Below are 12,051 nucleotides of genomic sequence, written 5' to 3'. Positions count from 1 at the left end.
GGCTTCAATATGTATAGACATATTCGCTCGACACGAGGATTGTCCAGTGACTGACGACGCGTTTCCGCCGGAACCTGAGGCCGACCCGCCGATCTACACGCCGCCGCACGAGGTCGAGGCTGCACCCCAGCACGAGCCCGCGGGTGAACCCGAGCGCGCGCAACCCGCCGGTCCCCAGACCCTGTGGTTCGAGCAGGCCCTGTTGACCGACGGCTGGGCCAGGGACGTGCGGTTCACGATCACCGACGGCCTGATCGGCCGCATCGACACCGATGTCGCCCGCCAGCCGGGCGAGGTCGCCCACGGCCCCTGCCTGCCGGGCCTGCCCAACCTGCACAGCCACGCCTTCCAGCGGGCCATGGCGGGCCTGACCGAAATGCGCGGACCAAGCGGCGACAGCTTCTGGACCTGGCGCGAGCTGATGTACCGCTTCGTCGACCGCTTGGGCCCCGACGAGGTCCAGGCCATCGCCGCCCTGGCCTATATGGAGATGCTGGAGACCGGCTCGACCCGGGTCGGCGAGTTCCACTACCTGCACCACGACAAGGACGGCGGCGCTTACGCTGACCCCGCGGAGATGGCGGCGCGGATCGCGGCGGCGGCCGACGAGACGGGGATCGGCCTGACCCTGCTGCCGGTGTTCTACGCCCATGCCGGTTTCGGCGGCGTCGCGCCGGGCGAGGGCCAGCGACGGTTCGTCCACGACGTCGACGGCTATGGCCGGCTGATCGAGGCCAGCCGCGCGGCGGTCGCCAGTCTGCCCGACGCGGTGGTCGGCATCGCCCCGCACAGCCTGCGGGCGGTGACCGGCGAGGAGCTGACCGCGATCATTCCGTTGGCCGGCGCCGGTCCGATCCACATCCACATCGCCGAGCAAACCCAGGAGGTCGACGACTGCCTGGCCGCCACCGGCGCGCGGCCGGTGCGGTGGCTGATGAACAACGCGCCGGTCGACAAGCGCTGGTGCCTGGTCCACGCCACCCACCTGAACGCCACCGAGACCGAGCGCCTGGCCCGGAGCGGCGCGGTGGCCGGTCTGTGCCCGATCACCGAGGCCAACCTCGGCGACGGCGTCTTTCCGGCCCACGACTACCTGGCGGCCGGCGGGGCGTTCGGGATCGGCTCGGACAGCAACGTGCTGATCGACGCTGCCGAGGAGCTGCGGACCCTGGAATACGGCCAGCGCCTCACCCGGCGGGCCCGCAACGTGCTGGCCAGGGCGCCGGGCGGCTCGACCGGCGGCGATCTGTTCCGCGCGGCTGTGAGCGGCGGGGCCCAGGCCCTGGGCGTGGTCGGCGGCCTGCGGCGCGGGCGTCCGGCCGACTTCGTGACCCTGGACCGCGCCCACCCGGCGATGATCGGCCGCGACGGCGACGCCCTGCTGGACAGCTGGGTGTTCGCGGGGCGGCATGGGGCGATCGACGGCGTCTGGCGCGGCGGCCGGCAGGTGATCAGCGGCGGCCGCCACCCCGCGCGCGAGGCCATTCTCGGCCGCTACCGAACCGCCCTGGCTCGGGTGCTGGCGTGAGCGTGACCGAGGGGACGCTGTCGCAGCGCATCCGGGGCGAGGTCGAGGACCTGATCCGCTCGGGCGCCTGGCCGCCGGACCGCAAGATCCCGTCCGAGGCCGAGCTGATGGCCCGGTTCGGCTGCTCGCGGATGACGGTCAACAAGGCGATGTCGGCCCTGGCCGACGAGGGGCTGATCGTCCGCCGCCGCCGCGCCGGTTCGTTCGTGGCCCGGCCGCGCGTGCACTCCACCGTGCTCGACATCCCCGACATCCAGGCCCAGATCCTGGCGCGCGACGAGGCCTATCGCTTCGACCTGCTGGACCGACGGCGCCGCAAGGCCAGGGCGGGCGACGCCGACGAGATCGCCCTAGCGGCCGGTGGCGCGCTGCTGGCGCTGCGGGGCCTGCACGTGGCCGGCGACCGGCCCTTCGCCCTGGAGGATCGCCTGATCAGCCTGGCCGCCGTGCCCGAGGCGGCCGAACTGGATTTCGCCGAGGAGTCGCCGGGGGCCTGGCTGCTGCACCATGTCCCCTGGACCGAGGCCGAGAACCGCATCAGCGCCGTCAGCGCCGACGCGGCCGTGGCCGACCTGCTGGCCTTGGACGTGGGCGCGGCGCTGCTGGCCGTCGAGCGGCGCACCTGGCGGGCGGGCCAGCCGGTCACCTGGGTGCGCCAGCTGTTCCCCGGCGAGGCCTACGACCTAGTGGCGCGGTTCGGGCCAGCGCGGTGATCCGGGCTTGAGCTGTCCGTGGTCAAGGCGGACAGCGGACATGCCGATCGTCTGGTTGGGGGGAGCTTAACGTTTCCTCTCCTCCCGCGCGTCGCGGGTGAGGAGAAGCGTACGACTCCAAGGTCCGCAGCGGTCGAAAGCCGTCACCCACGACGGTAGACCGCCACAACCGCTTTACGTATCCAAATTGTCTGAGTAATGTCCCGGACGCCTGAAGGCGACCCCCGGGGGAAGTGGATGAAACGAAGTCTGTCTCTTGCGTTCGCCTGCTGGGCGGCGCTCGCCGCCTGCGGCGCGCCGTCGGTCGGTTGGTCGGCCGGTCCCGAGCCGGTCATCGTCTACCGGGGCAACCCGATCATCCGCGACCGGTTCACCGCCGATCCCGCTCCGCTGGTCGTCGGCGACACGCTGTATCTCTACACCGGCCATGACCAGGCCGCGCGCGACCAGATGTTCGACATGCGCGAATGGCTGGTCTTTTCGACCAAGGACATGAAGACCTGGACGCCGCACGCCCCGATCATGAACGTCAAGGACTTCAAGTGGGCCACGCGGGACGCCTGGGCGTCGCAGGCCATCGAGAAGAACGGCAAGTTCTACTTCTACGCCGCCGTCTCACACGACGACAGCCATCCGGGCATGGCCATCGGCGTCGCCGTTTCGGACAGTCCGACCGGTCCTTTCACCGATGCGCGGGGATCGGCCCTGATCACCAACCAGATGACGCCCGAAGGCACGCACAGCTGGGAGGATATCGATCCCACCGTCTTCACCGACGATGACGGCGTGACCTGGATCGCCTGGGGCAATCGCGACTGCTACATCGCGAAACTCAAGGCCAACATGACGGAAATCGACGGCCCGATCCGCAAGATCACCCCGCCGCATTACGAGGAAGGTCCCTGGCTGCACAAGCGCGGCGATCTCTACTACCTCATCTATGCGTCGTTCGACCGCAAGACCCAGAGCGCAGAACACACCTCCTACGCCACCGCGACCTCGCTGGACGGCCCATGGACCTATCGCGGCGAACTGACCGCATCGGCCAAGAACAGCTTCACGATCCATGCCGGCGTCGCCGAGTTCAAAGGCCAGACATACATCTTCCTGCATAACGCGACGCTTACGATCGGCGACCAGGGCGGCGCCGTCGGCCGCCGCGCCGTGACGGTCGAGTACCTGCAATATAACCCGGACGGCACGCTCAAGCCCGTCGTCCAGACCGAGGCCGGCGTGTCCGTGCCGCCTCCGCCCGCCAATTAATCAGACAAATGACCGCGCCGGATGACGGCGCGACAATCCACCTGGGATCCTCTCAATGCGCCTTCTGACCTCCGCGGCCGTGATCGCCGCCGCCCTGATCCTGCCTGTCGCGGCCCATGCCGCCGAGGCTCCGGTTCAGGTGACGCTCGACGCGTCCAAGCCCGGCGCGGTAATCGACCGCCATGTCTTCGGCCAGTTCGCCGAGCACCTGGGCAGCGGGATCTATGGCGGCATCTGGGTGGGCAAGGACTCCACGATCCCGAACACGCGCGGTATCCGCAACGATGTCGTAGGGGCCTTGAAGGCGCTGAAGGTGCCCAACGTCCGCTGGCCGGGCGGCTGCTTCGCCGACCAGTACAACTGGCGCCGCGGTATCGGTCCTGAGCGCAAGCCGGCCATGGGCGAGCCCAACACCTTCGGCACCGACGAGTTCATGGACTTCGCCCAGCAGATCGGAACCGAAGCCTACATCTCGGTCAACCTTGGCTCCGGCACCGTCCAGGAAGCGGACGAATGGCTCGAGTACATGACGTCTTCGACCGACAGCGCCCTGGGCGCCGAGCGCGCCAAGAACGGTCACCCCGAGCCCTACAAGGTCGCGATCCTGGGTCTCGGCAACGAATCCTGGGACTGCGGCGGCGCGATGTCGGCGGACTTCTACGTCAACGAAATGAAGCGCTTTTCGCACTTCTTGCACAGCTACAATCCCGCCCAGCCGATGAAGCGCGTGGCCGTCGGACCGAGCGGTTCCGACCCCGTTTACACCGAGGCCGTCATGAAGGCCTGGAAGGGACGTTCCTGGTCCTGGGACATCGAAGGTCTGTCGTTGCATTCCTATGCGGCGGGCGGCTGGCCGCCGCATTTGCCGGACACCGGTTTCGACGAAAAGGACTATGCCGTCCTGCTGAAAGACTCGATCGGCATGGACGAGACGCTCAAGGCCCAGTCGGCGATCATGGACAAGTATGATCCCGAAAAGAAGGTCGCCCTGGTGGTCGACGAATGGGGCGCGTGGCTGGCGCCGACGCCGGGGTCGAACCCCGGCGCCCTGGCGCAGCAGAACACCCAGCGCGACGCCGTGCTGGCCGCGCTCAACATCAACGTCTTCGCGCGCCATGCCGACCGCGTCCGCATGGCCAATATCGCGCAGATGGTCAACGTCCTGCAGGCCATGATCCTGACCGACAAGGACAGGATGCTGCTGACGCCGACCTATCACGTCTTCCACATGTACGTGCCGTTCCAGGACGCGACCTTCGTGCCGCTGACCTTCGACCCCGGCGTCTATGCGGCCAACGGCGTCACCCTGCCGCGCGTGGACGCCGTCGCGGCCAGGGACAAGGCCGGCAAGGTCTGGATCGCCCTGACCAATATCGACCCGAAGTCGCCCGCGACCTTCAGCGTTTCACTGGCCGGCGTGAAGGCCACCAAGGCTTCGGGCCAGACCCTTTCGGCGCCGAAGGTCAGCAGCATCAACACCTTCGACGCGCCCAACACCGTCGCCCCCAAGGCGCTGTCGGCCAAGGTCGCGGGCGGCAAGCTGACCGTCACCGTGGCGCCGGCGTCGGTGACGGTGCTCGGCCTGGATTAGTCGGACCAACCGGCGGGCCCCGGCCCGCCGGCCTTTCCACCGGTGGCGCAGGCTCTGACGTGGGAGCATGCCCCCGGCGCGGATGTCGATAGGTCCTCCCCCTGTGGGGGAGGTGTCGGCGAAGCCGACGGAGGGGGGAGAGCTCGGCTGGCGGCCACAACCCGGATCGAGCCGTCCTACAACTCCCCCCACCGATCGCTGCGCGATCGCCTCCCCCAGAGGGGGAGGGCCTTTAGGCCAGCCCAGGCCCCGAGATTCTGACCACCGGCGTGAACGCGGGCCGGGCCTCGGGCAGGGTTACGTGCAGGCCCTTGTCGTCGCGCTTGAACGCCAGATCGCCGCCGCCCAGCAGTTCCACCCGCCGCACCTGGCCGGCGCCGGTCGGGCCCGAGGCGGCCAGGCTCTGGATCACTAGCTCGCCCGTCGGCCAGGCCATCGGCAGGGCGTAGAGGTCGCCGCCCTTGGTGGTGAAGCGGATGTCGGCGGCCTCGAACGGCTTGGCGTCGCTTTCGTTCTGCATGCCCTCGACCAGCCTGGTCGGTCCCTCGCCGTAGATCCGCCAGGGCCGCGAGGCGTAGATGGCCGGGCCGTTGACGGCGATCCAGCCGGCCATGCCCTCCAGCACCTTTTCTTCCTTGTCGTCGATCGTGCCGTCGCCGCGCTGGGGGATGGAGACCATCAGGCAGCCGTTCTTGCTGACCACGTCGATCAGCCGCTGGATCACGTCCCTGGCGCTCTTGTAGCCGTCGCGATCGTAGAGGCCGCGGTCGTAGTGCCAGTTGCCGATGCAGGTGTCGGTCTGCCAGGGCTCGGGCCGCAGGCGGTCGGAGAAGCCGCGCTCGACGTCCTCGACAACGCCCCGCCGCTGGAGAGCGTTGAGCTTCTTGCCGGTCACCACCACGTCGGTCGCGCCGCGCGCCGCCAGGGCCTGGTTGTAGTAGTGGGCCGTGGCCGCCAGGCCGGCCTGGCCGAGCGGCAGGGTGTAGTTGTCGAAATAGACCATGTCCGGCCGGTAGCGGTCGACCAGGTCGTTCTGCCGCGCCAGCCAGCTGGCGACGAAGGCGGGATTGTTCGGCGGCGGGGTCTCCAGCCATTCGCCGTCGTGCTTGTCGTGCCAGGCGTTGGCGGCCTTGATGCTGTCGATCCCGTCTGGGATCAGCATGTTGGGGCCGGTATAGAGCTGCTGCGGGTTCAGCCCCTGCCACCACTTGCCCTGGCCGTCGGCCTTGGTCAGCCGATAGGCGTCGTAGCGCTGGCCCTTCAGCGGGCCTTCGGCGTCGTAGCCATAGGCCGTCTGCCACCAGTGCCAGGCGTGGGCCGAGTGGTTGGAGACGCCGAACCGCATGCCGTGCTGGCGGGCGACCTTCTCCCAGGTCCCGACGATGTCCCGCCCCGGGCCGACGCGCAGCGTGTTCCAGGCGTGATGGCGGCTGGCGAACATGTCGAGGTTGTCGTGGTGGTTGGCCATCGACATGAAGTACTTGGCCCCGGCGGCCTGGTACTTCTTCATCAGCCCTTCCGGATCCCAGTTCTGGGCCTTCCAGCGCGGGATGAACTCCATGAAGCCGAACTTCGTCGGGTGGCCGTAGGTCTTGACGTGGTGCTCGTAGACCCCGTTGCCCTGGATATACATCTGCCGGCCGTACCAGTCGCCGTATTCGGGCACGCACTGCGGGCCCCAGTGCGACCAGACGCCGAGCTTGGCGTCGCGGAACCAGTCGGGGACCTTGTAGCCCTCGGCCAGGGACTCCCAGCTGGGCTGGAAGCCACCCTTGCGGGGGGCGGCCAGGGCGGGCGCGGCCGAGGCGGCGGCCAGGCCGGCGCCGAGGTTCAGCAGGTCGCGGCGATTGAGGCTCATGACAGTCCTTAGGGCTGAACCGGCGACGGGTCGCCATAGAGGATGCCCCGGCCGTGGACGGCAAGATAGACGCGGCCGAAGCGGTTGGGATCGCCGGTCAGGGCGGACAGCCCGGCGAAGCCCCAGCGCTCGTCGTGCAGCTTGATCCAGGTCTTGCCGACGTCGTCGGAGCGGAACACGCCCTCGACCCCGCCGACCTTGCCCCAGACGAACACCGCAGGATGGGTCTGGCCCGGCGCGGCCTTGCCGAAGCCGACCAGCCCGGCCTCGTCGACGCCGCCGACGGCCTTCAAGCTGTCGCCGCCGTTGGTCGAGCGCATCAGGCCCTGGGCGGTGGGCAGCCACAGCTCGCCCTCGATCCCCGGGACGGCCTTCAGCGGCCGGCCGTTCGGCAGGTCGCGGGCCGTGACCTTGAAGGTCTCGCCGCCGTCGGCGCTGGCCAGCACCGCGCCCTGGACGGCGTCGTAGAGGTAGAAGCGCGACGGGTTCACGCGGTCCGAGGCGGGCGTGAAGTCGGCCCGGTCGCCTTTCTCCACGCCCTGGACCGGCCGCCAGGTCTTGCCGTCGTCGCTGGAGACATAGGGCGGCGCGTCGCGCAGGGCCCAGACCATGCGCTGGCCGTCGGCCGACAGGGCGATGCGGCCGGTGTGGACTTGAGCGCCGCGCGGCGGCGAGCTGGCGAAGGCCTTCCAGGTCTTACCGCCGTCGGTCGAGCGGAAGCCGCCGGTGGGCGTCGGGTCGCTGGTCCGGACCAGGAGGTCCGGCGCCAGGCCCGCATAGTCGAGACCGCGATTGGTGCCGCCGTGCGGGTCGAAATAGCGGCTGCCCGCGGCGCGATCCAGGTCGTCGTGGCGGAAGCCCCCGATGTCGCCGATCGCGCTGACCAGCGGCGCGCCGCCCGAAGCGCTGTTGGGCGGCGAGACCAGCTCCAGGGCCGCCGTCTCCTCCAGGCCCTCGTCGTCGAACCGCCAGTTGGTGCGACCCGAACGGTCCGCCTCGGTCAGGTTCTTCGTCCGCCACAGGCCATAGCCGGTGACATAGATCGCCTCGTCGGGATTGGTCGGGTCGATGTCGATGTCGCCGATCCAGTGGCCCATGGCGCGGCCGGTCTTGCCCTCCAGGCCGCGCACCCAGGGCGCGCCGCCGGCGTCGTGCTCGGACTTTTCGCGCAGCCCCTTCCAGGTCTTGCCGCCATCCGTGCTGCGGAACAGGTCGTCGCCCGCGCCCCAGCGGTCGAGGGTGGAGACCACGACCACGCCCGGATGGGCCGGGTCGAGGCTGAGGCCGCCATAGCCGAACGCGTCCGGCCCGCTCGGCTTGACCGGCGAGATGTCGGTCCAGGCCCCGCTGTCGGGATCGAAGGTCCAGACCGCGCCGTCGGTCACGCCGTTCGGGCCCAGGCCGTTACCGTAGGCGATGTACAGCACGCCCTTGGCGTCCAGCGCCAGGTGATGCGGGACCAGGCCCTTCGGCTGGCCGTCGACCAGGCCCCAGGTCGCGCCGGCGTCGGTGCTGACCAGCAGGCCGCCGCCTTTCGCCGTGGCGAAGCCGGCATAGACGATCGCCGTCTCGCCGGTCTTGGTCTTCTCCACCGGATCGAAGGCCAGCAGGGTGACGTGGACCTTCGGGAAGGCGTCGACCCGCGACCAGGTCGCGCCATGATCGGCGCTGCGGTAGAGGCCGTCCTTGGCGCCCAGGAACAGCACCGCGCCCTGGGCCGGGTCGACCATCAGCCGCTCGCCGGTGTTGCGGCCGTCCTCGTTGCCGCCGATCTTGACCGGCAGCTCGGTCTTGGCCCAGGTCGCGCCGCGGTCGGTGGAGCGCAGCAGGGCGCCGCCGCGCGCGTACGGACCGGTATATTCGCCGGCCGCCATGTAGAGCCGATCGGGATCATGCGGATCGACGGCCAGGCTCAGGGCCCCGGCCAGCTGGCCGTCGGCGCGCTTGAGGTCGTCGTTCAGCGCCATCCAGCGGTTGGTCGCCCGGTCCAGGCGATAGGCCCCGCCGATGTCAGTGCGGATATAGACCAGCCCCTTCTCGCTCGGGTGATAGATCACGCCGCTGACGAAGCCGCCGCCCAGCACCTCGACGGGTTTCCAGCTGTAGGGCCGCACCACGGGCGAGGCGGCGAGGGCGGGCGCGGCGAGGGCCAGCGCCCCGGTGGCGACCGCCAGGGCGAGCATGCGTCTGAACGAGGACAAGCGGGATCTTTCGTCTAGCGGGCGGAGGTCAGGCGGACGGCCGCGCCGCCGCTGGGGGCCAGTTTCAGGGTCAGGACGTCGCCGGCCTTCACCTTGCGGTCGGCGTCGCGCCGTCCTGGCGGATGTCGGCGGGCCTGGCCGTCGCTGTCCGAAACCGTGACCTTCAGGGCGGCGCCGGCCGAGCCTGCGGCGACCAGCGCCAAGGCCGTTCCGACCATCAGGCCGGCCATCCGGCCCGCCGCAGATCCACGCATATTGTCGCTCCCCAGACGTTTCTATTTGTCACACAAATTAGACGGTGTATGGATCGCCGTCGAGCTTTAGATACCGGTACCAGCGAACGAAGACCGGATTGCCGAGCGCGCCTTGGCATGCCAATGACAGCGTTGTCGGAAATTCAACGATAATGATGCGGGGAGTTATGAACACCAAGGCCTTTTGCGCAGCGCTGCTGGCGACCACCCTCCTGACGGGCGCCGCCTCGGCCGCCGAGACCAAGAGCACCGCTCATCCGGCCCTGTGGCCCGCGGCCAAGAGCCAGGGCCTGGTCGATCCCCAGACCGAGGCCTTCGTCGATTCCCTGCTGGCCAAGCTGACCCTCGAGGAGAAGGTCGGCCAGATGATCCAGGCCGACATCGCCTCGATCAAGCCGGAAGACCTGAAGACCTATCCGCTGGGCTCGATCCTGGCTGGCGGCAGCTCGCCGCCGCTGGGCGCGCCCGACCGCTCGCCGATCGGCCCGTGGCTGAAGTCGGTCGAGGCGTTCCGCGACGCCGCCGCCCAGCGCCAGGGCGGCACCCAGGTGCCGCTGATGTTCGGCATCGATTCGGTGCACGGCAACGGCAACGCCGTCGGCGCGACGCTCTTTCCGCATAACAGCGCCCTGGGCGCCACCAGGGACCCCGAGCTGATCCGCAGGATCGGCGCGGCCACGGCGCAGGAAACCGCCGCCGCCGGCTTCGACTGGGCGTTCGGCCCGACCCTGACCGTGCCGCGCGACGACCGCTGGGGCCGGGCCTACGAGGGCTATTCGGAAGATCCCGAGATCGTCCGCGGCTATGCTGGCCAGATGATCCTGGGCCTGCAGGGCGCCGTCAGTCAGGGCCATGTGATCCAGCAGGGCCACGTGGCGGCCAGCGCCAAGCACTTCCTCGGCGACGGCGGCACCCACGGCGGCAAGGACCAGGGCGACACCCAGGTGTCCGAGGCCGAGCTGATCCGCCTGCACGCCCAGGGCTATGTGCCGGCCATCAACGCCGGGACCATGACCATCATGGCGTCGTTCAACAGCTGGAACGGCGAGAAGATGCACGGCAACAAGAGCCTGCTGACCGACGTGCTGAAGGGCAGGATGGGCTTCGACGGCTTCGTCGTCGGCGACTGGAACGGCCACGGCCAGGTGGCCGGCTGCACGCCCAAGAACTGCCCCCAGGCCGCCAATGCGGGCCTGGACATGTACATGGCGCCCGACAGCTGGAAGGACCTCTACGCCAACACCCTGGCCCAGGCCAAGTCGGGCGAGATCCCGATGGCCCGCATCGACGACGCCGTGCGCCGCATCCTGCGCGTGAAGGCCAAGCTGGGCCTGTTCCAGGCGGCGCGGCCGCTTGAGGGCAAGGAAGCCGTGATGGGCTCGGCCGAGCACCGCGCCATCGCCCGCCAGGCCGTGCGCGAGTCGCTGGTGCTGCTGAAGAACAACGGCGTGCTGCCCGTGAAGGCCTCGGCCAACATCCTGGTGGCCGGCTCGGGCGCCGACGACATCGGCCAGCAGGCCGGCGGCTGGACCCTGTCGTGGCAGGGCACCGGCAACACCAAGGCCGACTTCCCCAACGCCCAGTCGATCTATTCAGGCCTGAAGGAGGCGGTCGAGGCCTCGGGCGGTTCGGCGACGCTCAGCGTCGACGGCTCGTTCGAGAAAAAGCCGGATGTTGCGATCGTGGTGTTCGGCGAAACGCCCTACGCCGAGGGCGTGGGCGACATCAAGACGCTGGAATACCAGCCCGGGAACAAGACCGACCTGGCCTTGCTGAAGAAGCTGAAGGCCGCCGGCGTGCCGGTGGTGGGCGTGTTCCTGTCGGGCCGTCCGTTGTGGGTCAATCCCGAGATCAACGCCTCGGACGCCTTCGTGGCGGCCTGGCTGCCGGGCTCGGAGGGCGGCGGGATCGCCGACGTGCTGATCGGCGACAAGGCGGGCAAGCCGCGCACCGACTTCCACGGCAAGCTGTCGTTCAGCTGGCCCAAGACCGCCGGCCAGTTCACCCTGAACCGCGGCGACAAGGGCTATGATCCGCAGTTCGCCTATGGCTACGGCCTGACCTACGCCTCCAAGGTGCGGGTCGGGATGCTGTCGGAGAAGCCCGGCTTCACGATCGCCACCGACAATGTCAGCAACTACTTCGTCGGCGGCAAGACGCCCGCCCCGTTCGAGTTCCGGCTGACCCCGACCACGGCCGTCCAGGTTCGGCCGGTGGACGCCGGCAACGTGCAGGAGGCCGGCCGCCAACTAACGTTCTCGGGCGACACCGCGGCCACCGCGGCCCTGGCGACCGACAAGGCCTTCGACCTGTCGTTCCAGACCAACGCCGAGATCGACCTGCTGATCGACTATCGCGTCGACGCCAAGCCGACCGCGCCGGTGGCCCTGTCGATCGGCGCGGGCAAGCTGGACGTCACCCCGGTGCTCGAGGCCTCGCCGGTCGGCGAGTGGAAGAGCCTGAAGGTGTCGCTCAAGTGCTTCCAGGCGGCGGGAACCGACGTGACCAAGGTCACCGCGCCGTTCGCGCTGTCGACCGCCGGCAAGCTGGTGGTCTCGCTGCAGGGCGTGAAGCTGACCACGGATCCGGCCGGCGCGGTCTGCCCGGGCAAGGCTCAATAACAAACTTCGCTCGTCCCGGCGA

Annotated in this window: 8 protein-coding genes; 5 read left to right on the top strand and 3 right to left on the bottom strand. The window is 69.4% G+C overall.

Translation table 11 applies throughout. The features are described from left to right. Positions 1 to 181 precede the first annotated feature (181 nt). From ACSQ2G_RS03830 to ACSQ2G_RS03815, 4 genes are all read left to right on the top strand, one after another. Positions 182 to 1,528: a formimidoylglutamate deiminase gene (locus ACSQ2G_RS03830; protein ID WP_436028927.1), complete on the top strand. Its 1,347-nt coding sequence runs from the start codon at positions 182 to 184 to the stop codon at positions 1,526 to 1,528. Continuing rightward, positions 1,525 to 2,241: a histidine utilization repressor gene (gene hutC / locus ACSQ2G_RS03825; RefSeq protein ID WP_436028416.1), complete on the top strand. Its 717-nt coding sequence runs from the start codon at positions 1,525 to 1,527 to the stop codon at positions 2,239 to 2,241. Before ACSQ2G_RS03830 ends, hutC begins: the two co-directional genes overlap by 4 nt. Before the next feature lie 237 nt (positions 2,242 to 2,478). After that, positions 2,479 to 3,504, top strand: coding sequence for a glycoside hydrolase family 43 protein (locus ACSQ2G_RS03820; RefSeq protein WP_436028414.1), 1,026 nt, complete (start codon positions 2,479 to 2,481; stop codon positions 3,502 to 3,504). A gap of 55 nt (positions 3,505 to 3,559) precedes the next feature. After that, positions 3,560 to 5,095: an alpha-N-arabinofuranosidase gene (locus tag ACSQ2G_RS03815; protein ID WP_436028413.1), complete on the top strand. Its 1,536-nt coding sequence runs from the start codon at positions 3,560 to 3,562 to the stop codon at positions 5,093 to 5,095. Between the two features lie 232 nt (positions 5,096 to 5,327). Here ACSQ2G_RS03815 and ACSQ2G_RS03810 read toward each other — a convergent pair whose 3' ends face one another. From ACSQ2G_RS03810 to ACSQ2G_RS03800, 3 genes are read right to left on the bottom strand one after another with little or no spacing between them, the layout of a single operon-like run. Next, the gene (locus ACSQ2G_RS03810) at positions 5,328 to 6,953 is read right to left on the bottom strand and encodes an alpha-L-fucosidase (protein WP_436028411.1); all 1,626 of its coding nucleotides are present in this window, start codon (positions 6,951 to 6,953) and stop codon (positions 5,328 to 5,330) included. Between the two features lie 8 nt (positions 6,954 to 6,961). Next, positions 6,962 to 9,154 carry an exo-alpha-sialidase gene (locus tag ACSQ2G_RS03805; RefSeq protein WP_436028409.1) on the bottom strand — a complete coding sequence of 731 codons (2,193 nt, stop codon included), beginning with the start codon at positions 9,152 to 9,154 and terminating at the stop codon, positions 6,962 to 6,964. 14 nt (positions 9,155 to 9,168) lie between these two features. Continuing rightward, positions 9,169 to 9,408 (bottom strand): hypothetical protein, encoded by a 240-nt coding sequence (locus ACSQ2G_RS03800; RefSeq protein WP_436028407.1) that lies wholly within the window; start codon positions 9,406 to 9,408, stop codon positions 9,169 to 9,171. Positions 9,409 to 9,563: 155 nt separating this feature from the next. Here ACSQ2G_RS03800 and ACSQ2G_RS03795 point away from each other — a divergent pair, with 155 nt between their 5' ends. Next, positions 9,564 to 12,029 carry a glycoside hydrolase family 3 N-terminal domain-containing protein gene (locus tag ACSQ2G_RS03795; protein ID WP_436028925.1) on the top strand — a complete coding sequence of 822 codons (2,466 nt, stop codon included), beginning with the start codon at positions 9,564 to 9,566 and terminating at the stop codon, positions 12,027 to 12,029. Positions 12,030 to 12,051 lie beyond the last annotated feature (22 nt).

Source organism: Caulobacter sp. LjRoot300, from assembly GCF_964253875.1.
Taxonomy (GTDB): Bacteria; Pseudomonadota; Alphaproteobacteria; order Caulobacterales; family Caulobacteraceae; genus Caulobacter.
Note: the sequence above shows the minus strand (reverse complement) of the source record. Positions and strands in the feature narration are given on the sequence as shown.